Source organism: Cellulosimicrobium sp. NPDC055967 (assembly GCF_042269845.1).
Taxonomy (GTDB): Bacteria; Actinomycetota; Actinomycetes; order Actinomycetales; family Cellulomonadaceae; genus Cellulosimicrobium.
This window is the reverse complement of record NZ_JBHJYJ010000014.1, coordinates 24,146-49,378: the sequence shown is the minus strand read 5'-3', so window position 1 is coordinate 49,378 and position 25,233 is coordinate 24,146. Positions and strand designations below refer to the sequence as shown.

Annotated in this window: 28 protein-coding genes and 1 pseudogene; 16 read left to right on the top strand and 13 right to left on the bottom strand. The window is 75.3% G+C overall.

Translation table 11 applies throughout. The annotated features are described in order from the left end of the window. Positions 1-10: 10 nt before the first annotated feature. Positions 11-577: a DoxX family protein gene (locus ACFC2L_RS16245; protein ID WP_375825346.1), complete on the top strand. Its 567-nt coding sequence runs from the start codon at positions 11-13 to the stop codon at positions 575-577. Between the two features lie 191 nt (positions 578-768). Here the strand turns inward: ACFC2L_RS16245 and ACFC2L_RS16240 are convergent, their stop codons facing one another. After that, complete coding sequence (locus ACFC2L_RS16240) at positions 769-1,257, bottom strand: GNAT family N-acetyltransferase (protein WP_375825345.1); 489 nt, start codon at positions 1,255-1,257, stop codon at positions 769-771. A 183-nt stretch (positions 1,258-1,440) separates the two neighbouring features. On the opposite strand from ACFC2L_RS16240, the gene ACFC2L_RS16235 reads away from it, so the two are divergent. Genes ACFC2L_RS16235 through ACFC2L_RS16225 form a run of 3 tightly spaced genes read left to right on the top strand, consistent with a single transcriptional unit; the run spans position 1,441 to position 4,983 of the window. After that, complete coding sequence (locus tag ACFC2L_RS16235; RefSeq protein ID WP_375825343.1) at positions 1,441-1,845, top strand: molybdopterin-binding protein; 405 nt, start codon at positions 1,441-1,443, stop codon at positions 1,843-1,845. After that, positions 1,842-2,735 (top strand): molybdate ABC transporter substrate-binding protein, encoded by an 894-nt coding sequence (gene modA / locus ACFC2L_RS16230; RefSeq protein WP_375825341.1) that lies wholly within the window; start codon positions 1,842-1,844, stop codon positions 2,733-2,735. The genes ACFC2L_RS16235 and modA overlap by 4 nt, the downstream gene beginning before the upstream one ends. 25 nt (positions 2,736-2,760) lie before the next feature. Continuing rightward, positions 2,761-4,983, top strand: coding sequence for an ABC transporter permease (locus tag ACFC2L_RS16225; RefSeq protein ID WP_375825339.1), 2,223 nt, complete (start codon positions 2,761-2,763; stop codon positions 4,981-4,983). Between the two features lie 73 nt (positions 4,984-5,056). Here ACFC2L_RS16225 and ACFC2L_RS16220 read toward each other — a convergent pair. Continuing rightward, positions 5,057-5,284, bottom strand: a pseudogene (locus ACFC2L_RS16220) (MFS transporter); the annotation flags it as partial. 21 nt (positions 5,285-5,305) lie between these two features. Then, positions 5,306-6,007 (bottom strand): FadR/GntR family transcriptional regulator, encoded by a 702-nt coding sequence (locus tag ACFC2L_RS16215; protein ID WP_375825338.1) that lies wholly within the window; start codon positions 6,005-6,007, stop codon positions 5,306-5,308. A gap of 162 nt (positions 6,008-6,169) precedes the next feature. On the opposite strand from ACFC2L_RS16215, the gene ACFC2L_RS16210 reads away from it, so the two are divergent. Both ACFC2L_RS16210 and ACFC2L_RS16205 read left to right on the top strand, forming a co-directional pair. Next, positions 6,170-6,745, top strand: coding sequence for a gluconokinase (locus tag ACFC2L_RS16210; protein WP_375825337.1), 576 nt, complete (start codon positions 6,170-6,172; stop codon positions 6,743-6,745). 51 nt (positions 6,746-6,796) lie between these two features. Next, positions 6,797-8,179 (top strand): GntP family permease, encoded by a 1,383-nt coding sequence (locus ACFC2L_RS16205; protein WP_375825335.1) that lies wholly within the window; start codon positions 6,797-6,799, stop codon positions 8,177-8,179. 65 nt (positions 8,180-8,244) lie between these two features. Here ACFC2L_RS16205 and ACFC2L_RS16200 read toward each other — a convergent pair whose 3' ends face one another. The 3 genes from ACFC2L_RS16200 to ACFC2L_RS16190 all read right to left on the bottom strand — a co-directional run bounded on the left by ACFC2L_RS16200 (position 8,245) and on the right by ACFC2L_RS16190 (position 12,209). Then, on the bottom strand, positions 8,245-9,723 hold the full coding sequence (locus ACFC2L_RS16200; protein WP_375825334.1) for a hypothetical protein: 1,479 nt from the start codon (positions 9,721-9,723) through the stop codon (positions 8,245-8,247). Positions 9,724-9,809: 86 nt separating this feature from the next. Continuing rightward, the gene (locus ACFC2L_RS16195; RefSeq protein WP_375825333.1) at positions 9,810-10,949 is read right to left on the bottom strand and encodes a hypothetical protein; all 1,140 of its coding nucleotides are present in this window, start codon (positions 10,947-10,949) and stop codon (positions 9,810-9,812) included. 105 nt (positions 10,950-11,054) lie between these two features. Continuing rightward, positions 11,055-12,209, bottom strand: a complete 1,155-nt coding sequence (locus tag ACFC2L_RS16190) for a VIT1/CCC1 family protein (protein WP_375825332.1) — start codon at positions 12,207-12,209, stop codon at positions 11,055-11,057. Between the two features lie 137 nt (positions 12,210-12,346). Here ACFC2L_RS16190 and ACFC2L_RS16185 point away from each other — a divergent pair, with 137 nt between their 5' ends. Next, positions 12,347-12,727, top strand: a complete 381-nt coding sequence (locus tag ACFC2L_RS16185) for an FKBP-type peptidyl-prolyl cis-trans isomerase (RefSeq protein WP_087470098.1) — start codon at positions 12,347-12,349, stop codon at positions 12,725-12,727. 90 nt (positions 12,728-12,817) lie between these two features. Here ACFC2L_RS16185 and ACFC2L_RS16180 read toward each other — a convergent pair whose 3' ends face one another. After that, positions 12,818-13,543: a DedA family protein gene (locus tag ACFC2L_RS16180; RefSeq protein WP_375825330.1), complete on the bottom strand. Its 726-nt coding sequence runs from the start codon at positions 13,541-13,543 to the stop codon at positions 12,818-12,820. A 194-nt stretch (positions 13,544-13,737) separates the two neighbouring features. On the opposite strand from ACFC2L_RS16180, the gene ACFC2L_RS16175 reads away from it, so the two are divergent. Together ACFC2L_RS16175 and ACFC2L_RS16170 are read left to right on the top strand one after the other, a co-directional pair. Next, positions 13,738-14,334, top strand: coding sequence for a ribonuclease H (locus tag ACFC2L_RS16175; protein ID WP_087470100.1), 597 nt, complete (start codon positions 13,738-13,740; stop codon positions 14,332-14,334). Positions 14,335-14,454: 120 nt separating this feature from the next. Next, on the top strand, positions 14,455-15,465 hold the full coding sequence (locus ACFC2L_RS16170) for a DNA-3-methyladenine glycosylase family protein (protein ID WP_375825329.1): 1,011 nt from the start codon (positions 14,455-14,457) through the stop codon (positions 15,463-15,465). A 76-nt stretch (positions 15,466-15,541) separates the two neighbouring features. On the opposite strand, the gene ACFC2L_RS16165 is transcribed toward ACFC2L_RS16170, so the two are convergent. From ACFC2L_RS16165 to ACFC2L_RS16155, 3 genes are all read right to left on the bottom strand, one after another. Next, positions 15,542-15,721 (bottom strand): hypothetical protein, encoded by a 180-nt coding sequence (locus ACFC2L_RS16165; protein WP_375825327.1) that lies wholly within the window; start codon positions 15,719-15,721, stop codon positions 15,542-15,544. Positions 15,722-15,877: 156 nt separating this feature from the next. Then, positions 15,878-16,576: a DsbA family protein gene (locus tag ACFC2L_RS16160; RefSeq protein WP_375825325.1), complete on the bottom strand. Its 699-nt coding sequence runs from the start codon at positions 16,574-16,576 to the stop codon at positions 15,878-15,880. Positions 16,577-16,625: 49 nt separating this feature from the next. After that, positions 16,626-17,252: a DinB family protein gene (locus ACFC2L_RS16155; RefSeq protein WP_375825323.1), complete on the bottom strand. Its 627-nt coding sequence runs from the start codon at positions 17,250-17,252 to the stop codon at positions 16,626-16,628. 305 nt (positions 17,253-17,557) lie between these two features. Between ACFC2L_RS16155 and ACFC2L_RS16150 the strand changes: the two genes are divergently transcribed. Both ACFC2L_RS16150 and ACFC2L_RS16145 read left to right on the top strand, forming a co-directional pair. Continuing rightward, complete coding sequence (locus ACFC2L_RS16150; protein WP_375825321.1) at positions 17,558-18,205, top strand: histidine phosphatase family protein; 648 nt, start codon at positions 17,558-17,560, stop codon at positions 18,203-18,205. Positions 18,206-18,274: 69 nt separating this feature from the next. Continuing rightward, complete coding sequence (locus tag ACFC2L_RS16145) at positions 18,275-18,832, top strand: PH domain-containing protein (protein ID WP_375825320.1); 558 nt, start codon at positions 18,275-18,277, stop codon at positions 18,830-18,832. A 15-nt stretch (positions 18,833-18,847) separates the two neighbouring features. On the opposite strand, the gene ACFC2L_RS16140 is transcribed toward ACFC2L_RS16145, so the two are convergent. Continuing rightward, the gene (locus tag ACFC2L_RS16140; RefSeq protein WP_375825318.1) at positions 18,848-19,609 is read right to left on the bottom strand and encodes an MOSC domain-containing protein; all 762 of its coding nucleotides are present in this window, start codon (positions 19,607-19,609) and stop codon (positions 18,848-18,850) included. A gap of 89 nt (positions 19,610-19,698) precedes the next feature. Between ACFC2L_RS16140 and ACFC2L_RS16135 the strand changes: the two genes are divergently transcribed. Beyond that, positions 19,699-20,319 carry a class I SAM-dependent methyltransferase gene (locus tag ACFC2L_RS16135; protein ID WP_375825317.1) on the top strand — a complete coding sequence of 207 codons (621 nt, stop codon included), beginning with the start codon at positions 19,699-19,701 and terminating at the stop codon, positions 20,317-20,319. A 36-nt stretch (positions 20,320-20,355) separates the two neighbouring features. On the opposite strand, the gene ACFC2L_RS16130 is transcribed toward ACFC2L_RS16135, so the two are convergent. Both ACFC2L_RS16130 and ACFC2L_RS16125 read right to left on the bottom strand, forming a co-directional pair. Next, entirely contained in the window at positions 20,356-20,631 is a 276-nt protein-coding gene (locus tag ACFC2L_RS16130) for a hypothetical protein (RefSeq protein ID WP_375825315.1), read from the bottom strand. 3 nt (positions 20,632-20,634) lie between these two features. Further along, on the bottom strand, positions 20,635-21,699 hold the full coding sequence (locus ACFC2L_RS16125; RefSeq protein WP_375825313.1) for a C2 family cysteine protease: 1,065 nt from the start codon (positions 21,697-21,699) through the stop codon (positions 20,635-20,637). Between the two features lie 162 nt (positions 21,700-21,861). Here ACFC2L_RS16125 and ACFC2L_RS16120 point away from each other — a divergent pair, with 162 nt between their 5' ends. The 4 genes from ACFC2L_RS16120 to ACFC2L_RS16105 all read left to right on the top strand — a co-directional run bounded on the left by ACFC2L_RS16120 (position 21,862) and on the right by ACFC2L_RS16105 (position 25,231). Further along, the gene (locus ACFC2L_RS16120) at positions 21,862-22,407 is read left to right on the top strand and encodes a hypothetical protein (RefSeq protein ID WP_375825312.1); all 546 of its coding nucleotides are present in this window, start codon (positions 21,862-21,864) and stop codon (positions 22,405-22,407) included. A 3-nt stretch (positions 22,408-22,410) separates the two neighbouring features. Then, positions 22,411-22,698: a hypothetical protein gene (locus ACFC2L_RS16115; protein ID WP_375825311.1), complete on the top strand. Its 288-nt coding sequence runs from the start codon at positions 22,411-22,413 to the stop codon at positions 22,696-22,698. Positions 22,699-22,801: 103 nt separating this feature from the next. Next, positions 22,802-24,298, top strand: a complete 1,497-nt coding sequence (locus ACFC2L_RS16110) for an amino acid permease (protein ID WP_375825310.1) — start codon at positions 22,802-22,804, stop codon at positions 24,296-24,298. A 42-nt stretch (positions 24,299-24,340) separates the two neighbouring features. Beyond that, positions 24,341-25,231: an aminoglycoside phosphotransferase family protein gene (locus tag ACFC2L_RS16105; protein WP_375825309.1), complete on the top strand. Its 891-nt coding sequence runs from the start codon at positions 24,341-24,343 to the stop codon at positions 25,229-25,231. Positions 25,232-25,233: the final 2 nt, after the last annotated feature.

Here is a 25,233-nt window from a genome sequence, read left to right as displayed (position 1 = left end):
AGGTTCGAGCATGTCCACCACCGCCCCGACGACCGCCGGTCGTCCCCGCGTCGTCCGCCCGTCAGCGTCCTCGACCACGCCCGTCGCCCGTCGCCGCGTCGCCGTCCTGCCCGCGCGGCTGGCCGGCCGCGTCGACGCCGCCGTCGCCGCCACCGCGCGCTTCCTCACGCGCTGGTCCGTCCCCGCGCTGCGCGTCGCCCTCGGCCTCGTGTTCCTCGGGTTCGGCGTCCTGAAGTTCTTCCCCGGCGCGAGCCCGGCGGAGTCGATCGCGGCGCGGACCGTCGAGACGCTCACGTTCGGCCTCGTCGGCGGGACCGCGGCGGTGCTCTTCACCGCGGTCCTCGAGACGTTCATCGGCCTGACCCTCCTCACGGGCCGCCTCCTGCGGGCCGGGCTGGTCGCCCTCGCCGTCGCGATGGCCGGCATCCTGTCGCCGATCGTGCTCTTCGCCGGCGAGCTGTTCGGCCACGGCATGACCCTCCTGGGCCAGTACGTGCTCAAGGACCTCGTGCTGGTCGCCGGCGCTGCCGTCGTGGCGGCCGTCGCCCTCGGTGCCCGGCTGAAGCTCGACGCATGACACCCAGGCGCTCCCACGCCTTCCCCGACCCGACGCACAGGACCCCGTGACCGGCACCGGTCACGGGGTCCTGTCTGTCGGGGCACCGACCACGCCGTCGTGAGGTAGAGCCTCCGGCCGCGACGTAGAACGCGGCGAGCTCTATCTCACGCCCGGAGGTTCTACCTCGGCGGAAGGCGGTCGCGGCTCCGTCAGGCGAGCGCGAGCGTCAGGTACACGCTGTTCGGGTCGTCCGTGTAGTCGGCGAACGGCGCGCACGGCACGAACCCGTGGCGCGCGTAGAGGCGACGCGCAGGGGCAAAGTAGTCCTCCGTACCCGTCTCCAGGCTCACGCGGTCGAGGCCACGGTCGCGCGCGACGTCGAGCAGGTGCGCGAGGACCGTGGCCGCGACGCCCCGACCCCGCGCGGCCGCCGTCGTGCGCATGGACTTGAGCTCGCCCAGCGTCGCGTCGTGCTGCTTGAGCGCGCCGCACCCGAGGAGGCCGCCGTCCGCGGATCGCGCGGTGACGAACGTGATGTCCGACGCGCGCAGCCGCTCCACGTCCAGCGCGTGCACGCTCTCCGGCGGCGACGTCGCGTGCATCTCGTCCAGGTGCTCCTGCAGCAGCGCCAGCACGTCCTCGGCCGTCGGACCCTCGACGGCGACGCGCACGTCCGCCCGGGTCGTCGTCTCGTTCACCCGCCGAGCCTGCCACACCACCGGTCGAGCGATGCACGGGCGTACGAGCGGCGCACGTCCAGGTGCGTCCTTCGAGCGCACGTGCACCAGTCGGCGCGTACTCCGGCGCGTGACGTCGTCGCGCGGGGTTTCCCACGGTCCCGCGGCGTGACACTCCGCAGGTACGGGTCTATCGTCGCCATCATGCCGCATTTTCGGATCCGCGAGGCCGCAAGCCTGCTCGGGGTCAGCGACGACACCGTCCGCCGCTGGGTCGACGCCGGCGACCTCGCCGCGAGCGTCGACGACGCCGGGCGCAAGGTCGTCGAGGGCGCGGAGCTCGCGCGCTTCGCCGTCGCGCAGTCGCACCCGACGCCCGACCCGTCCGGCGTCGCGCGCTCGGCGCGCAACCGGTTCGTCGGGATCGTGACGGACGTCGTGAGCGACACCGTGATGTCCCAGGTCGAGATGCTCTGCGGGGGCCAGCGCGTGGTCTCGCTCATGAGCACCGAGGCCGTGCGCGAGCTGCGCCTCGAGCCCGGAAGCCTGGCCGTCGCGGTCGTCAAGGCGACGACCGTCATCGTCGAGACCCCTGGAGGAACCGCGTGAGCACGTCCGCACGCCCCCGCACGACCACCCGCACGACAACCTCGCGCCGCCGCGCCCGAGGAGCCCTCGCCGCGCTCGGGACGGCGGCCCTCGTCGCCGCGCTCGCCGCGTGCGGCACCGGCGCGGACGCCGGGGACGACGCCTCGCCGTCGGGCGGCGCCACGGACGCCGCGAGCACGCCGGCCGAGGAGCGCACGCTCACGGTCCTCGCCGCGGCGTCGCTGCGCGACGTGTTCACCGACCTCGCCGACGGCTTCGAGGCCAAGCACGAGGGCGTCACCGTGGCGCTGTCGTTCGCCGGGTCGTCCGACCTGGGCGACCAGATCCTCGCCGGGGCGCCGGCCGACGTCTTCGCCTCCGCGGACGAGCGCACCATGACCCGGGTCGTCGACGCGGGCGACGCGTCCGACCCGGTCGCGTTCGCGACGAACACGCTGACGATCGTCACCCCGCCCGGGAGCCCCGCCGGCGTCGAGACGTTCGCCGACCTCGCGCGCGAGGACGTCAAGGTCGTCGTCTGCGCGCCGGAGGTCCCGTGCGGCGGCGCGACCGACACGGTCGCCGAGGCCGCGGGCGTCACCATCCACCGCGTGAGCGAGGAGGCCAGCGTCACGGACGTCCTCGCCAAGGTGACGTCGGGCGAGGCCGACGCCGGGCTCGTGTACGTCACGGACGCGACCCTCGCGGGCGACGACGTCGACGTGGTCGACGTGCCCGAGACCGACGCCGCGCTCAACGTCTACCCGATCGCGCTCGTCGCGGCGGCCGAGGGGGCCGGCCCCGAGCAGGTCGCGCTCGCGCACGCCTGGATCGACCTGGTGACCGGCGACGCCGGGCAGGCCGCGCTCGCCGCGGCGGGCTTCGGCGCCCCGGACGCGGCGGCGCCGTGACGACCGCACCGTCCCGCAGGCCCTGATGCGCGGGCTCCCCCGCTGGGTCCTCGCCCCGGCGCTGCTCGGCGCGCTGTTCGTCGTCGTCCCCGTGGTGGCGATGGTCGCGCGCGTCGAGCTGACGCCGGCGGCGGACGGGACCGGCGGCCTCTGGGCCCTCGTCACATCCCCGGCCGCGGTCGACGCGCTCGGGCTGTCCCTGCGCACCGCGCTCGTCGCGACGCTGTGCTGCGTGCTGCTCGGCACGCCCATGGCGCTCGTCCTCGCGCGCACGACGTTCCCCGGGCAGCGCGTCGCGCGCGCCCTCGTGCTGCTCCCGCTCGTCCTGCCGCCCGTGGTCGGCGGCATCGCGCTGCTCCACACGTTCGGTCGCCGCGGGCTGATCGGCCAGCACCTCGAGGTGCTGGGGATCGAGATCGCGTTCACCACGACGGCCGTCGTCATCGCGCAGACGTTCGTCGCCCTCCCGTTCCTCGTCCTGAGCCTCGAGGGCGCGCTGCGCACGCAGGACACGCGCCTCGAGGACGTCGCCGCGACGCTCGGCGCCGGCCCCACGACGGTGCTGCGCCGCGTGACCCTCCCCCGCGTCCTGCCGGGGCTGCTGTCGGGCGCGGTGCTCGCGTTCGCGCGGGCGCTCGGCGAGTTCGGCGCGACCATCACGTTCGCGGGCGCGCTCCAGGGCGTCACGCAGACCCTGCCGCTGGAGATCTACCTCCAGCGCAGCGCCGACCCGGACGCCGCCGTCGCGCTGTCGTTCGTGCTCGTGGTGGTCGCGGTGCTCATCACGGCCGCCGTCCACGGTCCGCGCGTGCTCGGCGGCCCGGACACCCGGACGGCCCGCCCGCGGCGCGACGGCCGGGCGGCCCGCGGGTCGGGCGCCCTGCCCGACGGCGACCGGGTCGTCCGGGAGGACGTCTCGCCCCGGAGCGGCACCGACCCGGCGTCGGCGCCCGCCGCGGACCCGACCCCACGCCCCCACGTGGCGGCCGCCGCGCTCGCCGTGCGCGCCGTCGTCCCCGACCGCGGGCTCGACGTGGACCTCGCGCTCGCGCCGGGCGAGGTCGTCGCGGTGCTCGGCGCGAACGGGGCGGGCAAGTCGACGCTCGTGCAGGTCGTGGCAGGGCTCCTCCCGCCCGGGGAGGCGCCCGGCGCCCGGGTCGCCGTCGGGGACGACGACGTCACGCGCGCCGCGCCGCGCCGTCGGCGGCTCGCGTGGCTGAGCCAGCGACCGCTGCTGTTCGAGAACCTGTCGGTCGAGGACAACGTCGCGTTCGGCCTCCGGGCGCGAGGCGTGCCGCGCACCCGCGCCCGGCGCGAGGCCCGGGCCGCGCTCGGGCGCGTCGGCGCCGCCGACCTCGCGCCCCGGCGCGCGACCGACCTCTCGGGCGGGCAGGCGCAGCGCGTCGCCATCGCCCGGGCGCTCGTCACCGACCCGCGCGTGCTGCTGCTCGACGAACCGCTCGCCTCGCTCGACGTCGGCGTCGCGCAGCACGTGCGGTCGGTGCTGCACCACGCGCAGCGGGAGCGGCCCCGCACGACGCTCCTCGTGACCCACGACCTGCTCGACGTGCTGCTGCTGGCCGACCGCGTCGTCGTGCTGGCGGACGGCCGCGTCGTCGAGGACGGGCCGGTGGACCAGGTCCTCACGCGGCCACGGTCCCGGTTCGCGGCCCGCCTCGCGGGCGTGAACCTCCTCGCAGGGAGCGTCGTCCACGTCGCCGTGCCGGAGCCCGTCACGGTGGGGAGCCTCGGGACGGAGCAGGGCGGGCCGGACACCGGCGGGACGGAGACCGGCGGGACGGGCGCCGGCGGGACGGACGCAGCTCTGGTCCCGGCCGAGGCAGGGCCGGCCGCAGCACGCGAGGTGACGGTCGCCGTCGACGGAGCGGAGGTCCGCGTGCGCGGGACGGCGGACGAACCGCTCGCGGTCGGGACCGGGGCCGTCGCGGTGTTCGAGCCGCGCACGGTCGCCGTCCACCGGGCGACGCCCGAGGGCAGTCCCCGCAACGCGTACCGGGTCGTCGTGACGAGCGTGGAGCCGCACGGGCCGCTGCTGCGCGTGTGGGGTCGCGTGGCGGGCGAGGACCGGGGCGACCAGGCCGCGGTGACGACGACCGCCGTCGGGCACGACGCCCCGCACCTCGCCGCGGACCTCACGCCGCGCGCCGTCGCCGAGCTGCGCCTGACCCCGGGCGAGCGCGTCTGGTTCGTGGTCAAGGCGGCCGAGGTGCGAATCCACCCCCACTGACACGCCGAACCCGGGGTCGTTCCCCACGACGCGCCGGTCGTGAGGGAGGACCCCGGGTTCGGCGCCGCGGGTGTCAGACGGCGGCTGGTGCCTCCGGCGCGGGGGCGGGCGCCGTGTCGTGCGGGGCGGGCCGCACGGCTCGCGACCACTCGCCGCCGCGAGCACGGACCGCGACGAGCAGGACGACGAGCCCGACGGCCGTCATCGCGGCGCCCGCCCACAGGGGCGACGTGAAGCCGAGCCCGGCGGCGATGGTCAGACCGCCGATCCAGGCGCCGAGCGCGTTGCCGACGTTGAACGCGTGGCAGGGGCGCGCGCCGGGTCAGGCCTGCCGGTCGACCCCGCCGAGCGCGGCGCGGACCTCGCCGACGATCGCCGCCATCGCCGCCTCGGCGGCGCGCGGGTCGCCGTCCGCGACGGCGCGCGCGACGGCCTCGTGCTGGTCCAGCGCCTCGGGCACAGGGGACGCGGGCATGAGCCCCAGGTGCGTCCGTCCGCTGAGCACCGCGGCGACGACCCCCGCGAGCGCGCCGAACATCTCGTTGCCGCTCGCGCGCAGCAGGAGCTCGTGGAAGCGCACGTCGAGCGCGAGGAACTCCTCGAGGTCGCCCGCCTCGCCGAGCATCCGCATGCGTGTGGCGGCCGCGACGAGCTCGGCGCGCTCGTCGTCGGTCGCGTGGACCGCCGCCCCCGCGGCCGCGAGCGGCTCGACGGCGTGGCGCAGCTCGGTGAGCGTGCGGAGCTGGGGGTCGCGGCCCGGGCCCTCGAGGCGCCAGCGGATGACGCGCGGGTCGAGCACGTTCCACTCGTCGATGCCGAGGACGACGAGCCCGACACGTCGCCTGGACCGCACGAGGCCGAGTCCTTCGAGGAGCCGCATGACCTCGCGCGCGACGGTGCGCGAGACGCCGAACTCCGACCCGATCGACTCGAGCGTGAGCGGCGTGCCTGCCGGGACGTCGCCGCTGGTGATGCGACGACCCAGGGAGTCGAGCACGGTGGTGTGCAGGACCGTCGTCGCCATGCTCGCAGCCTAGTGGCGCCGAATGGTGCTATCAATCACTTGCCAAAGGTGCTACCAATAGCCCACAGTGGACGCCAGCGACGACCACGACGGTCGTCGCCCGGGAGCGGCCGGCACGGCGCCGACCCGCCCGGACGCCCCGCCCGACACGGAAGTCGACACATGGACACGGACGTCAGCACCACCGACCGGCCCGACGACGCCGGGAGCACCTCCCAGCCTCAGCACCTCGTCGTGATGGGCGTCGCCGGCTCGGGCAAGACCACCGTCGCGACGCTGCTCGCCCGCCACCTCGGCACCGAGTACGCCGAGGCCGACCAGTTCCACCCCGAGGCCAACATCGCGAAGATGAGCGCCGGGACGCCGCTCACCGACGAGGACCGGTGGCCGTGGCTCGAGGCGATCCGTGACTGGCTGAGCGCCGAGGCGGACGCCGGTCGCTCCGGCGTCGTGACCTGCTCCGCGCTCAGGCGCTCCTACCGCGACCTGCTGCGCACCGCGCGCGGCCGCGTCTGCTTCGTCCACCTCGACGGCAGCCCCGAGCTCCTCGCGGAGCGCATGGCGCACCGCAGCGGCCACTTCATGCCCACGTCGCTCCTGCCCTCCCAGCTCGCCACGCTCGAGCCCCTGGACGACGACGAGCCCGGCTTCACGCTCGACGTCGCCTCCACGCCCGAGCAGATCGTGGACGAGATTCTCGCGCGCACGCGGCTGAGCAGCGCGCCCGGCGCCCGCTGAGCGCGCGCCCGACCCGACCCACCGACCACGACCGTCGACGGAGACACACCCATGCCCCCTGAGGACTGGACACAGACCCTGACCGCCGGACCGCTGCTCGCGATCGCCGCGGGCGCGATCGCGCTCCTGCTGTTCCTCATCATCAAGCTCAAGCTGCACGCCTTCGTGGCGCTCATCCTCGTCAGCCTGCTCACCGCCGTCGTGGCGGGCATCCCGACGGGCTCGGTCGTCGAGGTGCTCACCGCGGGCTTCGGCACGACGCTCGCGACCGTCGCCCTGCTCGTCGGGCTCGGCGCGATGCTGGGCAGGCTCGTCGAGACGAGCGGCGGCGCGAAGGTCATGGCCGACTTCCTCATCGGGAAGTTCGGCGAGAAGCGCGCGCCGTTCGCCCTCGGCCTCGCGTCGCTCATCTTCGGCTTCCCGATCTTCTTCGACGCCGGCCTCGTCGTCATGCTGCCCATCGTGTTCTCCGTGGGCCGCCGGCTGGGCGGGTCCCTCCTGCTCTACGGGCTGCCCGTGGCGGGCGCCTTCTCCGTCATGCACATCTACGTGCCGCCGCACCCCGGCCCGGTCGCCGCGACCGAGTTCCTCGGCGCGAACGTCGGCATCGTCATCCTCCTCGGGCTCGTCGTCGCGATCCCCACCTGGTACGTCACGAGCTACCTGTTCGGGCGCTACGTCGGGCGTCGCGTCGAGCTACCCATCCCCGCGATCCTCGGCGAGGCCGACGAGGACCAGCTCGAGAACCCGCCGAAGTTCGGCACCGTCGTCGCGATCCTCCTGCTCCCGCTCGTGCTGATCTTCGCCAACACCGGGCTCGACGCGCTGCGCGCCGCCGGGACCGTCGACGCCGAGAACCCGGCCGTGCAGACCCTGCGCGCCATCGGCGCGACGCCGGTCGCGCTGCTCATCACGGTGCTCGTCGCGGCCTGGGTGCTCGGTCGTCGACGGGGCGTTTCCGGGACGGCGCTGGAGAAGACCCTCGACTCCGCGCTCGGCCCGGTCTGCTCGGTCATCCTCATCACCGGGGCGGGCGGCATGTTCGGGGGCGTGCTGCGCGCGACCGGCATCGGCGACGCGCTCGCCGACGTGCTCGGCGACCTGGGGCTGCCCGTGATCGTGGCCGGGTTCCTCATCGCGGCGATCCTGCGCGTCGCGCAGGGGTCCGCGACCGTCGCGCTGACGACCGCCGCCGGGCTCATCGCCCCCGCCGTGGAGGCGGGCGGCTTCAACGCGGTCGAGCTCGCCGCGGTCGTCGTGTCCGTGGCGGCGGGCTCCGTGGTGCTCAGTCATGTGAACGACTCCGGGTTCTGGCTGGTCGGCCGGTTCTTCGACATGGACGTCAAGACGACGCTCCGCACCTGGACGGTCATGGAGACCGCCATCGGTGTCATGGGCTTCGCCATCGCGGCGCTCGTCTTCGCCGTCGCGTAGCGCGCGGCGAGCACCGCGAGGACCGCCCGGGCACGGCGCCCGGGCGGTCCTCGACGTCGTGGACGTCAGCTCCGGTCGGTGAAGACCGGGGTGTAGGCGTCGCGGTCCGCGAGCCAGGACTTCCGGCGGAAGCGCTGGAGCGTCAGACCGAGGAGCGTGAGCAGCCCCGCCATCACGAGCAGGCCGAGGTCGCCACCCGCACCGGTCGTGGCCAGGGCCGTCGGACCCGACGCCGCGACGGTCGTCCCGGTGGCCGTCACGGCCACGGCGCCCGCACCGGTGCCGATCGGGTGGAGCACACGGACCACCGTGCCGTCCGTGCCGTCCGTCGATCCCGGGTCAGCGGGGTTCGTCGGGTCGGTCGGGTCCGTCGGGTCGGTCGGGTCCGTCGGGTCCGTCGGGTCCGTCGGGTCCGTCGGGTCCGTCGGCACGACGGCGGCCGTCGGGCACGCGGCGGAGGCGTCACCCAGCAGGCCGACGCCCACGCCGCAGACGGTCACGGGGACCGTCACCGGCAGGCCGACGTCGAGGTCGGGCAGCGCCCCGAGGACGCCGTCCTCCCCGAGCAGGCCGCCGTCGAGGAGCCCGTCGCCCAGCAGACCGTCGTCCCCGAGCACGCCGTCCAGCAGCCCGTCGCCCGACGCACCGCCGAGCAGGTCGTCCACCAGGCCGTCCTCACCCAGCACCTCGTCGAGGAGCCCGTCGTCCCCGCCGAGCACGTCGCCGCCCAGGAGGCCGTCGCCGAGCAGGTCGTCCACCAGACCGCCGTCGCCCAGCACCCCGTCCAGGAGACCCGTGCCGTCGGCGTCGCCAGAACCGGTCCCGTCACCGGGGCCCTCCCCGGCAGTGGCACCGCCGACCGTCGCGTCGCCGCCGACGCCGACCGCGACACCGGACACGTCCACCGGCACGGTCACGGGCACGTCGACGTCGACGCCGGAGCCGGAGCCGGCCGCGCCGTCGTCCGTGCCGTCAGCCGGAGCCGCCGGAGCCGGCGTGACGGTCGCGTCACCCAGGACGCCCACCGCGACGCCGGACACGTCCACGGGGACCGTCACCGGCACGTCGACGGCCACGTCCGCCGGGTCCGCCGGAGCGGGCTCGGGGGCAGGTGCCGGGGCGGGCGCGGCCTCCGGAGCCGGAGCCGGAGCCACCGCGGCGTCGCCGAGGACGCCGACGGCGACGCCCGAGACGTCCACCGGGATCGTGACGGGCACGTCGAGCTCGACGTCCGCCGGGCCGGCCGGGGCGGGCTCGGGATCGGGGACCGGGGCGGGAGCCGGTGCGGGCGCCGAGGATGCCGTGGCGTCCCCGAGGGCACCCACCGCGACGCCGGTCACCGTGACGGGGACGTTCACGGGCACGTCCACCGACACGTCGGGAAGGGCCTCGGTCACCTGGCTCAGCGGAGCCTCGACCGAGACGTCCAGCCCGAGGTCGCCGAGGAGGTCGCCCTCGGCTGCGTGGGCCGCTCCGGCCCCGACGACCACGAGGCCGCCTGTGACGAGCGCTGTGCGCAGCGCGCGCCGAACGAAGGTGTGCATGATCGTTCTCTCTCCTGCTCAGAAGTGGCTGGCGCACGACGGCGCCGGGTCGCGTCTGCCGCGCTCGGGGCGCGACGCGAGCCACGTCAGGCAGGAGAGACGGGGACCTCGAAGAACGTCGAGGGGTGCTTCGACCGCGCGTCGTCGACGACGGCGGTCCAGGACGAGAGCGCGGGGGCGGCGGCACCGTGGTCGAGGGCGGCGAGGTCGCCGCCGGACCCGGCGCGCTGGGCGCTGCCGGAGGGCGCGGGCGCGGTGCCGAGCCCGCCGTCCGACGGCGTGCCACCGAAGGGTGTCGCGCCGCCTGCGGGCACGGCGGTGCCGGGCGGAGCGTCGAGCGGGGCGAGGGGAACCCCGCCGCGCGCGCCCGGGGGCGGGGCATCGGGCGCCGTCGGGCCCGCACGATCCGCACCAGGAGGGGGCACGGGCGGCAGCTCGCCGCCCGCCGGCAGCGGCACCCCCGGTACGGCGGGCTCGGCCGCGGTCGTGCCGGTGCCGGGCATCGACGGGCCGGCCGGGCCCGGAGCCTCCGGACCGGGGGCAGGTGCCTCGGGGAGCACGGGCGCGAGCGGGTCGAGCGGGGTGAGCGGCCCGCTCACCGGGCCGAGGACCGGGTCGGTGACCGGCGCCAGGACGTCGAGCACCGGGGTGAGCGCGTCCAGGACGGGCGTCACCGGGTCGAGCGCGGGCGACACCGCCCCGAGGACGGGGTTCACCACGGGGGCGACCGCCTCGACGACGGGCGTCGCGGCCGGCACGACCGCGTCGAGGGCCGGCGTGGTCACCGGGGCGACGACGTCGGTCACGGGCTGCACGACGGGCGCCACGGGCGCGACGACCTGCTCGACCACGGGAGCGACCGGCTCGACGACCTGCTCGACCACCGGGGCGACGGGTCGCACGACCTCCTCGACCACGGGTGCCGCCGGGGTCACGACCTTCTCGACGACCGGGGCGACCGGCTGGACGACGGGGGCGACGACGTCGCGCACGACGGGCTGGACGACGTCCTGCACGACCGGGTCGACGACGCTCTGGACCGTCGAGGTCACGGGCGACAGGACCTTGCCGAGGCCGAGCGGGTCGTCCGCGGCGGACGCGCCGCCCGCGGTCACGACGGCGAACGCGAGGCCCGCACCGAGACTGCCGCCGGCCACGAGCGCGCGCACGAGCCAGCGGCGGGCGGCTGGTGCGCGCCTGCCCTGCGCGTCGTGCGTCGCGTCCATCGTGCGCCCCGTAGGTCGTCGGTGCGGCGAAGAGGCGGGCCGGCAGGCCCGTCCGGGGTCACGGTAGGCATGCGCCGGTGACGCTCACCACCGGAGCGTCCGATTTCACCCGACGGTCGCCCCGAACACCAGGCCGAGCAGGTAGGTCGCCGCCGCGGCCCCGAAGCCGATGCCGATCTGCCGCAGCGCCCGCGTGAGCGGCGAGGTCCCCGAGAGCAGGCCGACCGTCGCACCGGTCGCCAGGAGCGCGATCCCCACGAGGAGCGCCGCGACACCCACGGCGACGAACCCCGTGAGACCGAAGAGGTAGGGCAGCACCGGGATGAGCGCGCCGGACGCGAAGAACAGGAACGACGACACCGCCGCCCCCATGGCCGTGCCGTGCGTCTCGTGCTCGTCCGCGCTGGGCGGTGGGGCGATCACGGTCTGCTGCGTGTACGTCGCGAGGACGTCGGCGGCGTGCGCCTCGGCCTCGACCGGCGCCATGCCGCGCGCGCGGTAGACCAGCGCGAGCTCGTTCGCGTCGACGTCGAGGTCGGGCAGCGCCGCGGACGCCTGCGGGCTGGGCGTCGAGGCGTCGAGCAGCTCGCGCTGCGACCGCACCGACACGTACTCCCCCGCACCCATCGACAGCGCGCCCGCGAGCAGGCCCGCGAGCCCCGAGAGGAGGACGGTGCTGTTCGACGCCCCGGACGCCCCGATGCCGAGGATCAGCGCGAGGTTGGAGACGAGCCCGTCGTTCGCGCCGAACACCGCAGCCCGGAAGGTGCCCGACATGCGGTTGCGCCCGCGCGTCGCGAGCCCGCGCACGACCTCCTCGTGGATCCGCTCGTCGGCGGCCATCCTCGGCGTGGCGTCGGCGTCGGTCTCGTACGTCGAGCGCGCCTCGGCGCGCTGGGCGAGCGCGAGCACGAACACGCCGCCGAAGCGGCGCGCGAGCCAGCCGAGCGTCCGGGTGCGCCAGTCGCCGCGCAGGGGCTTGCCGACGTCGTCGCCGAGCAGGTCGAGCCAGTGCTGCTCGTGCCGCCCCTCCGCGTCCGCGAGCGCCAGCAGGATGTCGCGCTCCTCCCCGCTGCGACGGCTCGCGAGGTCCCGGTAGACCGCGGCCTCCGCGCGCTCGTCGGCGAGGAACCGGCGCCACCGCCGGACCTCCTGCGGCGTCGGTCGGTGCCCGACGACGGCCGCCTGGTCCCCGCCCGGCGTCACCCCGCGCGGGGTGTCGGCGGGCAGTCCGGTGTGCGGCTCAGGCGTAGAGGACATGCCCTCCATGATGGCGATCTTCGGCCGCGCCGTGTTGCGCGCGGCCGAACGCGGGGCCGGGGGTCCCCCCGACCGGTGTTCCGGGCGTCCCCAACCTCAGGCCCGCCCGTCGTCCGTCGTCGTGGTTGGATCGAGCCATGACCACTGGAGAGAACGAGCTGTCCCGCCCCGAGGTCGACGCGCCGGAGGGCCCCGCCCCGACGGAGCTCGTCGTCGAGGACATCACCGTCGGTGACGGCCCCGAGGCGACGCCGGGTGCGACCGTGAACGTGCACTACCTCGGCGTCGAGTACGAGACGGGCGAGGAGTTCGACGCCTCGTGGAACCGCGGGCAGTCGATCAACTTCCCGCTGCGCAGCCTCATCGCCGGCTGGCAGCAGGGCATCCCCGGGATGAAGGTCGGCGGGCGGCGCAAGCTCGTCGTGCCGCCGGAGCTCGCCTACGGCCCCGCGGGCGGCGGCCACCGCCTGTCCGGCAAGACGCTGATCTTCGTCATCGACCTGCTCGGCGTGTCCTGACCGACCACTGACGCGCGAGAGGGCCCCGGTCGTCGACCGGGGCCCTCTCGCTGTCTGCCCTCCCGGGCGTCGCCGTCGTGCGACCAGGTCCTACCGCGCGGAGCCGGGGCACGTGACCAGCGCCGCGTCCGTCTCCGGGGCGAGCGCGCCGGACGCCGTGCTCGCGACGGGTCCCGGCACCGGAGCGGTGTCCCGCTCCCGGCGAGCCGTCCGCAGGCGGACCACGGTGTCGACGAGGACACCGAGGAGGATCCCGCCGACGACGCCCACCACGACGGCGAGGAGCGGGCTGTCGCCGACCCAGGCGGCGGCGAGCGTGCCGATGAGGACCGAGTAGGTGGCCCACACGACCGACGCGACGGCGGAGAGCGCCATGAAGCGGCGGCGCGAGAAGCCCACGGCCCCCGCGGTCACGTTGACCGCCGTCCGCCCGACGGGGACGAACCGCGCGCCCAGGACGACGGACGCGCCGCGCCGGTCGAGGGAGCGGGTCGCCCACGCGACGGCGCGCTGACCGCGCGGGCCGCGCAGCACCGGCAGCGCGCGCGTGCCGACCGCCCGGCCGAGCGCGTAGGCGAGCTGGTCGCCGCACCAGGCGCCGAGCGCCGCGACGAGCAGGACGAGCCCCCAGGCGACGCCACCGCCGGACTGCGCTCCGACGGCGAGCATGACGATCACGGTCTCGCCGGGGATCGGCGGGAAGAACCCGTCCCCCGCGGTCGTCGCGAACAGCGTCGGCAGCGCCCACACCGAGTCGACGAGCGCGAGCAGCCACGCCTCGACCTGTCCCCACAGCTCCACGACCCACGCGACCATGCGTCCCAGCCTCGACCGCGCGGCCGTCCGGCACCATGGGGTATCCCCCCGGTTCTCCCCTGAGGCGACCCCGACCGGGCAGACCGCGGACACGTGGTCCGGCGACCCTCCGGTCCGGGGGACAATGTGGCTCGACGCATTCGCCTCCCCGCGCCGCAGCCGGCGGGCGGGGACGTCCGTGATCGAGGAGCGCTGTGATCACTGTCAGCACCGACGGCTCGTGCCTGAGCAACCCGGGCGGCGCCATCGGGTGGGCGTGGATCAACCACGACGGCACGTTCGACTCCGGCGGCGCCGTGAGCGGGACCAACCAGGTCGCCGAGCTGACCGCGCTGCTCCAGGCGGTCCGTGCGCACCCCGGGGCGGAGCCGCTGCTCATCGAGTCCGACTCGCAGTACGCCATCAAGTGCGCGTCCGAGTGGGTCGTCGCCTGGAAACGCAAGGGGTGGCGCACCGCGGGCGGGCAGCCGGTGAAGAACCTCGAGCTCGTCCAGGCGATCGACCGGGTCATCACCGAGCGCGCGGGGCCGGTCCGGTTCCGCTGGGTGCGCGGCCACGTCGGCGACCCGTTCAACGAGCGCGCCGACCAGCTCGCGGGCCTCGCCGCCCAGGACTGGGCCGCCGGCCGGGGTGATCTCGACGGCACGCTCGTGCCCGAGCTCGGCGACCCCACGCGACCGGTCGGCCGTGCGCCGGCCACCGCGCCCGTCCCGACCGCCGCCTCGCACGCCCCGGCACCGAGACAGCCGACCTCGGAGCCTGCGTGGGACATGGACACCCTGTTCGACTGACGCCCCCACCCGCCGAACACGACCTTGGTGTCGTTATCGAGCGGATAACGCCATCAACGTCGTGCTCGACGCCGCGCAACGTCGAGCTCGGCCGTCGGCGGCGGGTGCGACGATGGTCCGGTGACCGTCCTGCCGCGCACGGGCCCCGGGCCCGCCGAGCACGCGGTCGGCGACCCTCCGGGCGCGGTCGCGCACCACGTGGACGGTGAGCTGCTCGTCCGGCGCCTCCGGTCGGAGCGTCCCCTCGACCTGCACCTCACGCTCGCCCGGCTCTCCCGGGGGCCGTACGACCCGACGTTCCGCCGCACGCCGGCCGGCGACGTCTGGCGCACGACCCGGATGCCCGGCGGTCCTGCGACCTGCCGCCTCGCCCAGACCGGGCCGCGCGACGTCGTCGGGCACGCCTGGGGACCGGGCGCCCAGGAGGCGCTCGACGCCCTCCCCCACCTGCTGGGCGAGCACGACGACGACACCGGCTTCGTCCCGCCCGCGCCCCTGCGCGACGCGCACCGCCGCGCCACCGGGCTGCGCATCCCCCGCACCGGTCGCGTGCTGGAGGCGCTCGTCCCCGCGATCCTCGAGCAGCGCGTCCAGACGGTCGCCGCGTGGCGGTCGTGGGGCTGGCTCCTGCGCCGGTACGGCGAGCGCGCACCCGGTCCCGCGGGTGACGCCGGGATGCTCGTCGTGCCCGACGCCGCCACGTGGGCTCGCGTCCCGTCGTGGGACTGGCACCGGGCGAACGTCGACCCGGGCCGCGCACGGACCGTCGTCGCGGCCGCGCGCGTCGCCCGCCGTCTCGAGGAGTGCGGCGCGCTGCTCGACGCGCAGGGCGCCGCCGCCGCGCACGCCCGGCTCCAGGCCGTCCCGGGCGTGGGCGTGTGGACCGCCGCCGAGGTGGCGCAGCGCGCGCTCGGCGACGCCGACGCCGTGTCCGTGGGCGACTACCACCTCGCCAAGGCGGTCGGCTGGGCCCTCGTCGGCGAGCGCGTCGACGACGAGCGCATGCTCGAGCTCCTCGCGCCGTACTCCCCGCACCGCTACCGCGTCGTCCGGCTCCTGGAGCTCTCCGGGAGGGCGCAGGCCCCGCGGCGCGGCCCGCGTCTCTCGATCCAGGACCACCGCCCGAACTGACGGCCACGGGCCTCCCTGAGACAGGAAAGAGTCGCCGGAACGTGGCGTTCCGGCGACTCTCTCCTGCCCTCACGGGTTACTCGGGGAGCGCGCACACCCCGTCGACGCAGACCGCGGCGTCGTCCGCACCCACGAGCGTGAGCGTGGGTGCGGTCTCGCGGTGCGGTGCGGCCGCGTCCGCGGCGCTCACGCTCATGAGCGTGGTGCGGCGCGGGTTCGCGATGGAGTGGTAGAGGTTCGTCGTGGTGTCGGTCATCTGAGGCCTCCTCGTGGGATCACGGGCGCCGGTGCACGTGTGGAGCCGGCGTCGGTGCGGGCTGCGTCCCAGTCTCGGTGATACCGAGTCGCAGGTCCACCGCACTGGGGTGTGAGATACGTCGCTCTCCGTACCTGATCTCGCAGAGCGGATAACTCAGGCGGCGTCGCGCTCCGCGACGGCCTGCTGCAGCACCTGGACGAAGACCGCCGGGTCCTGGGCACCCGAGACGCCGTACCGGCCGTCGACGACGAAGAACGGCACCCCGTTGATCCCGTAGGCGCGCGCCTGCTCGATGTCCGCCTGCACGTCGTCGGCGTAGCGGCCGTCCTCCAGAGCCGCGACGACCTCGGCGCGGTCGAGACCGACCTCCGCCGCGAGGTCCGCGAGCTCCTGGACGCGACCCACGTGGCGGCCCTCCTCGAAGTACGCCTTGAGGAGGCGCTCCTTCATCTCGACCTGCTTGCCGTGCGCCTTCGCGTGGTGCAGCAGCTCGTGGGCGGTGAGCGTCTTGGTGTGCTGGAGCGCGTCGAAGTCGTAGGCCAGGCCCTCGGCGGCGGCGAGCTGGGTCATCTGCCCGAGCATCTGCTCGACCTGCGCGCGCGGCATGCCCTTGTGCCCGGCGAGGAAGTCCACCTCGGTGCCGTCGAAGTCGACGGGCGTGTCCGGCGCCAGCTCGAACGAGTGGTACTCGATGTCGACCTGCGGGCCGTCGCCGGCCTCGGCGAGCCGACCGAGCGCCGTCTCGAGGCGCCGCTTGCCGACGTAGCACCAGGGGCACGCGACGTCGGACCAGATGTCGATCTTCACCGTGGGGGCCGACGCGTCCGGCGCGGCGGGGCTGTTCGTCGTCATGTGACCGTTCAACCATCTGGAGGACCGCACGATTCCCTCCCGGCCGACCTCACGGCGTGACGTTCGCCGCACGGTAGAGGTCCTGCAGCACCATGATCTCCGCGCCATGGTGGATCAGCTCGCGGTTCATGTGCGCGACGAGGTGGACGAACGGCGCCTGCGCGTCGATCTCTGTCGCCTGGCTGAGCCCGACCGTGAACGCCCCCTCGTCCGGCAGGGCGTCGACCCCGGCCCGCCACCGGTCCACCTCGTGCCGCAGGCCCGCGACCGCCGGTCCCACCTCGCCCGAGAACGTCACCGCGTCGCGGCGGCGCTCGTGCGGCCCGAACGTCCACTCCCACCGCTCGAAGAACGCCTCGGTGAGGTGCGCGACGAGCCACGCGATCGTCCGCGGCTGCGGCGAGTCCGGCCCGTCGGGCCACTCCATCACCCAGTCGCCGACCCCGAGCGTGCGCGACGTACGCTCGGTGCCACGACGCACGACGCGCAGCGCGTCCGGCCCCGGCTCCCACTCGAGCTCCGCCTGGGTCAGCGTCGCGAGCCGTTCCGAGACCTCGAGCCACGAGAACCCGAGCTGGCCGCGCACGACCGCGAGCGTCGTCGGGACCGTGAGGATCGTCCAGTCGAACTCGGGGCTCCCGTACGCGATCTCCCCGTCCGACGTCTCGTGCACCATCTCGCTCCCCTCCCCGCGGCCCCGTCGCCGCCCGTCCGTCGGTGTGCGCTCGACGCTAGCCGGACCCACCGACGCCTGCGCGCGAGAATGGGGTCGGCCCGTCCCCGTCCCCCGGAGTCCTCGTGCGCGTCCGCCCCCGTACCGTCCTGCTCGTCGCCACCGGGATCGCCGTCGTCCTGCTCGGCGCCCTCGTCGTGTTCCTCGCGATCAACGGGGTCGACGGCGTCCCCGGCTGACCCGGCCGACGCGCGCTCCGGGCGTCCCCGGGTGATCCTGCTGGAGGACCCCAGCAGGAAGGCCGACCCGTGACCGCGACCGACACCACCCCCGATCCGCAGCTCGTCCTCGTGCGCCACGGCGAGACGGAGTGGAGCGCGAGCGGCCGCCACACCGGCCGGTCCGACATCCCGCTCACGGTCGCCGGCGAGCAGCAGGCCGTCGCGGCGGGCGTGTGGCTGCAGGGGTGGGCGGACCGCCGCGGGCGACGCCCCGCCGTCGTGCGCACGAGCCCGCGGCAGCGCGCCCGACGCACCGCGGACCTCGCCGGGTTCCCCGACGCGGAGACCGACGACGACCTCGCCGAGTGGGACTACGGCCCCGTCGAGGGCCGGACCGCCGTCGACGTCGGCGAACAGCTCGGCCACGAGTGGCTGATCTTCCGCGACGGCGTGAACGTGCTCGCCGCCGCGAACGGCCACCGTGGCGAGGAGCTCTCCGCGGTGGCGGACCGGGCCGGGCGCGTGCTCGGGCGCGTCGAGCCGACGCTGCAGGGCGGCGACGACGTCGTCCTGTTCGCCCACGGGCACCTGCTGCGCGTCCTCGCGACCGTGTGGCTCGGGATCGACCCCGGGCTGGGCGCGCGGTTCGAGCTCGGCACGGCCGCGATCTGCCTGCTGGGCTACGGGCACGGGCTGCGCACGGTCGAGGGCTGGAACCTCTCGGCACAGGGCTGAACCCGGCCGGCCGGCCGACCGGCGGGACGGCCCTCCCCCTGCGCACCGCGAGGTGGCACGATGCTGCCCATGGGTCTGAGCGAGAAGCACCTCACCGAGGGCGAGCACGTCGTCATGGAGCTCAAGGAGCACGCGAAGGCGCTGTTCTGGCCGTTCGTGCTGCTGGTCGTCCTCGCTGCGGCGGTCGTCGTGACGGTCGTGCTCGTCCCGAACGACGTCGTCCGCTGGGTCGTCGCGGGCCTCGCCCTCGTCGCGGCGGTCGTCTGGGTGTTCGTGCCGTGGCTGCGCTGGCGGACCACGGAGTACACGGTGACGAACAAGCGCATCGCGATGCGCTCGGGCATCATCACGCGCACCGGGCGGGACATCCCGCTGTACCGGATCAACGACGTGAACTACGAGAAGGGCCCGATCGACCGGATCTTCGGCTGCGGGACGCTCGTCATCTCCGACGCGACCGACAAGCCGGGCCTGAACCTGCACGACGTGCCCGACGTCGAGAACGTGCAGGTCCGCCTGCACGACCTGCTCTTCACCGCCGACGACGGCTCCGACGACGGCGAGTGGCCGCCGAACGAGCCGCCGCGCGGCCCGCGCGCGCCCCGTATCCCGCGCGCGGAGCGCTGACGCCCCCGTCCTCGATCAGTCCTCGATGCGCCGCCCGGCCGCGATCTCGGCGCGGGCCAGCATCTCGTCGGTCAGCACCACGTCACCCTCGAGGTGCGCCACGAGCAGCCGGCGCGCGACGCCGGCCGCACGCTCCGGGTCCGCGCCGCGCGCGTTCCACGCCCCGAACCAGTCGGCGAGGGTCACGCCGTGCTCGGGCCGGTAGCAGACCGTCACGGCGTCCCCCGCCTGCAGCTCGCCGTTCCGCACGACCCGCAGGTACGCGCCGGTCCGGTTCGCGGCGGTGAACCGCTTGACCCACCTGTCCTCGCCGAGCCGCCGCGCGAACGTGGAGCACGGCGTGCGGGGCTGGGTGACCTCGAGCAGCGCGGTGCCCACGGACCAGCGCTCCCCCACGACCGCCGCGCTCACGGGGATGCCCCGCACCCGGAGGTTCTCGCCGAACAGGCCCGGCGGGATCTCGCGCCGGAGCTGCCCGACCCACCAGTCGGTGTCGTCCTGCCCGTACGCGTACACGGCCTGCTCCTCGCCCCCGTGGTTCGCACGGTCGGCCTGGAGGTCGGCGTAGAGGCCGAGGCGTCGGACCTTCACCGGCCCGGCGACGGGCCGCTTGTCGATCGCCGTGACGCCGACGGGTCCGGCGTCGGGCAGGAGCGCGTGCACGCGGCACACGGCGAGGACCTCGCCCGTCGGCGCGCTGGAAGCGAGGGCGGTCACGGGCGCCGCACCAGGAGACGTGGGGAGGTCGGTCGGCGAGGCGGGTGCAGCGGGAGACATCCCTCGATTCTCTCAGCGCGTGGTGGCGCAGGACACCGGGGACCAAGGTCACGGGACCGTTCTCACCCCGCACGGGTAGCGTCGGCGCCATGAGCGCCACCCGTCCCTCGCGCTGGGAGCAGAAGACCGCTGCCGACCCGTCGCACTCCACCTGGTACGTCGAACGCTTCCGGGCGATGGCGGCGCGCGGTGCCGACCTCGCGGGCGAGGCACGGCTGGTCGACGCCATGCTGCCGCGCGGCTCGCGGGTGCTCGACGCCGGGTGCGGGCCGGGGCGCGTGGGCGCAGAGCTGTTCGCGCGCGGCCACACGGTCGTCGGGGTCGACGTCGACCCGGTGCTGGTCGAGGCCGCGCGCGCCGACCACCCGGGGCCCGACTGGCGCGTGGGCGACCTCGCCGAGCTCGACCTGCCCGCCGAGGGCGTCACCGAGCCGTTCGACGCGATCGTGTGCGCGGGCAACGTGGTGACGTTCCTCGCGCCGGGCACCGAGGTCGAGGTCCTGCGCCGCTTCCGGGCGCACCTCGCCCCGGACGGTCGCGCCGTCGTCGGCTTCGGCACCGGGCGCGGCTACCCGCCCGAGCGCTTCCTGGCCGACGCCGCGGAGGCGGGGCTGCGCCTCGACGTCGCCCTCGCGACGTGGGACCTGCGCCCGTGGACCCCGGAGGCCGACTTCCTCGTCGCCGTGCTCGCCGTCGACGCCGCGGGCTGAGAGCCCGGGCCGACGCGCCCGGGCCGACGGCACGGCTCAGGCGGGCGTGAACGTGAACGTCACGGCCCCGCCCGAGCTGCCCGGCTCGCCCTCCACGTCGTCGACGTGGAGCATGCCCGCGCCGTGCAGGTCGATCGTGTCCCCGAGGTCCGCCCGCAGGACGTCCTCGCCGCGCGGCGAGCGGACCGCGAGCTGCGCGAGCGCGCGTCCCGCGCCGACGCCGACGCGCATCACGCCCACCCGCACGTCGGCGAACTCCGCCTGCGCTCCCTGGGGCACGCGCGCCCGGCGCACCTCGTCGTTGCCTGCCATGCGTCAGCCTCCCGAGTAGACGGAGTCGAAGTTCTCCTTGTACTCCTGCTCGGTGAGCCAGAGGTCGCCGACCTTCTGCTCGCCGTCCAGCATGCCGCCGCCGGGTCCCCACGGGTTGACGACGTGGATCTTCATCTCGCCGTCGACCTCCTTGACCTCGGTGACGACGTACGCGTGGTTGGGCACGATGCGGCTGTCGTCGACCTCGTCCTCCCACCACCAGAACGCGTCGTCGTCCTCGGTGCCCACCGCGACGGGCCCGTCCTTCAGCCGGTCCTGGATGTCGGACAGGCTGAGCTCCCCCGACCGCTCGGCCGGACGGCCCGTGATGGCCTCGAACGCGTCGTCGGAGTGCCCGCCGTCGATGTCCTGGTAGTCGCCGCCGAAGTACTCGGCCGCCGCCTTCTCGTAGATCGACACCCAGTTCGGCTCGCCGTTCTGACCGCCGACGCCGTTCTCCGGGACGGTCGCCTCCACGACGATCTCGACCGGCTCGCCGTCCTTGTACATCGTCACGGTGTACGTGCCGTCGTCGTTGAGCCGGATGTGCTCGCGCAGGAACTCCGGGTCCGTCGTCGCGACGGCGCCCAGGCCGGCGAGGAACCAGCAGTCCCCGACCTGGCCCTGGTTGATGTCGTCGAGCGAGAAGTCCTCGTTGTCGAGGTCGATCGGCGGGACGTCCTCGTAGTCGCCGAGGGCGTCGGTGAGGCCCGGGTCCCCCGGCCGGTCGCCGTCCTCGCCCGGTGTGCTGCGGTCGCCGCCGCCCCCGCCGGACCCACCGCCACCGGATCCGCCGGCGCCGTCGGTGCTCGCGCTCTCCTGCTGGTCCGCCTGGCGCACGACGGCGGTCGCCGCCTCGCCGAGGACCGCACCGACCGCGGCGACCGCCGGTGCGTGCGACGTGGACCACTCGCCGCGCAGCGCGTCGCCGTCCGGCCCCTCCCAGGGGCTGGACGTGACCAGCGCGTCGAGCTCGCCGCGCAGCGACGTCAACCTCTCGGCGGCCTCGGACAACCGCTGTCCGAGCTGTCGCAGCTGTGCGACGTCCGCCCCGTACATCCCGCTCATGTCTCCCCCTCGCCCGCAGGTCGCCGAGACGGTACCGCCGTCCGCCCACGCCGGTCCATGGGGCGCGCTCCCCATCCCCGCGCAGGCCGCACTTCTGACCTCGGGCCGGTCCGCGCTGGTAGCGTCCCCCGCGGACGACGCACGCGACGACCGAGGGGGACCATGACGGAGCAGGCCAGGACACGGCGCCGGGGCACGACGACGCGGGCCGTGGGGGCGGTGCTCGCGCTGGGCGCCCTCGCCACGCTCGCGGCGTGCGGCGGCGACGCCGAGCCGACGGAGCCGCCGCCCGCGCCGGACGCCGTCACGGGGTACGAGGAGACCCGGCAGGACGTCCTCGCCGCCGTCCAGGACGTCTACGGCGCAGACGGCTGGGCCGACGACGGCAGCGCCTCGGCGACGGCGCAGGACGACGGCCGCTGCGTCGTCTTCCTCCCGGACGCGAGCGCCACGCGCGCGGACGCCGAGGCCTACGACCTGCTCGCCGACGTCCCCGCCGCGCTCGCCCCGGTGCTCGACGCGCACGGCTTCGGCGCGCCGTCCGACGTCGTCGAGGCGGAGCACGGCGGGTCCGCCTCCGTCGAGGCCGCGGACCCGGCGGGGTGGTCGGTGCGCGTCACCGCCGACGGCGACGTGGTCCGACTCGACGTGTCCGGCCCGGTCGACCTCGACCCGTGCGACGAGGCCGGGCTGCCGGAGCTCGGCTGAGCCGTGCCGTCGTACCGCGTGACCCTCGCCGTGGGCCTGCTGCGCCCGGGCGCCGACCCCGAGGCCGTGCTGCCCGCCGCCGCGGCCGCGGCACGCGACCTGACCACGGTCGAGGCGTACGACGTCGGCGTCGTGCGCGGCGAGGCCCGCGTCACCGTCCGCTTCCTCGCGGACACGGACGCCGCCGCGCACACGGTCGCCGACGCGGTGGAGGTCGGTGTGGGCGCCCACGCCGCGACGTCGGGCGGCCGCCTGACCCGGCGCTGGGGAGCACGCTGGCACCCGGCCTGACCGCCGTCGGCGCGGGACAGGGCGCCGGACCGCCCGCCGCGCGACGTGGGCGCGGGACCGGTTCAATGGACGGACCTGTCACCGACGCCGGGGAGGCGCACCCGTGGCCACGAGGACCGGCCTGTTCCGTCGCAAGTCCGTCGAGGACTCGCTCGCGGCGATCGACGACCCGGAACGCTCGCTCAAGCGCAGCCTGACGTCCTGGGACCTCGCGGTCCTGGGGGTCGCCGTCGCGGTCGGCGCGGGCATCTTCTCCGTCGGCGCGACGGCTGCCGCGAACTACGCGGGACCCAGCGTCATCGTCTCGTTCGTCATCGCGTCGATCGTGTGCGCCCTGGCCGTCATGTGCTACGCCGAGTTCGCGTCCGCGATCCCCGTCGCCGGGTCGGCGTACACGTTCTCCTACGCGACCATGGGCGAGCTCGTCGCGTGGATCATCGGGTGGGACCTCATCCTCGAGATGCTGCTCGCGTCGGCGGTGATCGCGAAGTTCTGGGGCGTGTACCTGGGGGACGCGTTCGGGCTGTTCGGCATCGACCTGCCGCTGACGATCCCGATCGGTCCCGTCGACCTCGAGTGGGGGCCGGTCTTCATCGTCGCCGTGTTCACCACGCTGCTCGCGATCGGCACCAAGCTCAGCACGCGCGTCAACAGCGTGTTCACCGTCATCAAGGTGGGCATCACGCTGTTCGTCATCGTCGTCGGGTTCTTCTTCGTCGACGCGTCGAACTACTCGCCGTTCGTGCCGCCCGCCCAGCCGGCGCCGGAGCAGTCGGCGCTCGCGCAGCCGCTGGTCGGCTTCCTCACGGGGCTCGAGCCCACCACGTACGGCGTCATGGGCCTGCTCGCGGGCGCGGCGCTCGTGTTCTTCGCGTTCATCGGGTTCGACGTCGTCGCGACCACGGCCGAGGAGGCCAAGGACCCGCAGCGCACGCTCCCGCGCGGCATCCTCGGCGGCCTCGCGATCGTCACGGTCCTGTACATCCTCGTGACGCTCGTCGTGACCGGCATGGTGTCGTACACCGAGCTCGCGGAGTCCGACGCGCCGTCCCTGACGACGGCGTTCATCCTCGTGGGAGCCGACTGGGCTGGGCGGGTCATCTCCGTGGGCATCCTCGTCGGGCTGACGACGGTGATCATGGTGCTGCTCCTCGGGCTCACGCGCGTCGTCTTCGCGATGAGCCGCGACGGCCTGCTCCCCCGCGGCATCTCCCGGACCTCGCACCGGTACCACACGCCGATCCGCCTCCAGGTGGGGGTGGGGATCGTCGTCGCGCTCATCGCCGGGCTGTCCCAGGTGGAGCTGCTCGAGGAGATGATCAACATCGGGACGCTCTCGGCGTTCGTCCTCGTGAGCTTCGGCATCCCGATCCTGCGCCGCTCGCGCCCCGACCTGCAGCGCTCGTTCAAGGTGCCGTGGTCGCCCGTGCTGCCGATCGTGTCCGGCGTCGCGTGCCTGTGGCTCATGGCCAACCTCACGACCCTCACGTGGCTCCGCTTCCTCGGCTGGGTCGTCGTGGGCCTGGTGATCTACGCCTTCTACGGCTACCGGCACTCCGTCGCGGGCCGCGACTCCCTGAAGGGCGACGTCACCGCGTAGGTGCCATCGCACCGGTGTCGCCCAGAGGTACCGTGGGCGCGCATGAGCGCCTCAGACACCGCGATCACCGCCGACCTCGTCCGCGCGGCACTGGAGGAGCAGCACCCCGACCTCGCCGGGCTGCCGCTCCACGAGGTCGCGGGCGGGTGGGGAAACCAGATGTGGCGGCTCGGCGACGACCTGGCCGTCCGGGTGCAGCGCATGGACCCGACGCCGGAGCCCCAGCTCAAGGAGCGGCGGTGGCTGCCCGTCCTCGCCCCGCGCCTCCCGCTCCCCGTCCCCGCCCCGGTGCGGCACGGCGAGCCGTCCGAGCGTCTCCCCCGGCACTGGACCGTGATGACGTGGGTCCCCGGCGAGCCGCTGGACTACGGCACGATCACCCGGGGCGCGGACGCCGCCGACGCGCTGGCGGGGTTCCTCCGCGCGCTGCACGTCGCGGCGCCCGCCGACGCGCCGACGTCCACGGACCGGGGCGCCCACCCCCGCGACGCCACGGACGGCTTCGAGGGGTTCCTGCGCGCCGTCGCCCCCGACGACGCCGCCGCCGTCCGGTCCGTCTGGGACGACGCCGTCGCGGCCCCCGCGTGGGAGGGAGCGCCCGTGTGGGTGCACGGGGACCTGCACCCCGCGAACGTCGTCGTCGCGGACGGGACGCTCGCGGGCGTCGTCGACTTCGGCGACCTGTTCGCGGGCGACCCCGCGTGGGACCTCGCCGCCGCCTGGGTGCTGCTGCCCGCGGGCACCGCCGCGCGCTTCTTCGACGCCTACGGGCGCGCCGACGACGCGACCGCGCGGCGCGCCCGCGGGCTGGCGGCGCTCAAGGCCCTCTTCCTCCTGCTCATGGGGCAGAACGGGGACGAGGGCCTGCCCGGCGGCAAGCCCCACTGGGGGCCCGCGGGCCGCGCGGCGCTCGACCGCGTCCTGGCCGGCTGACG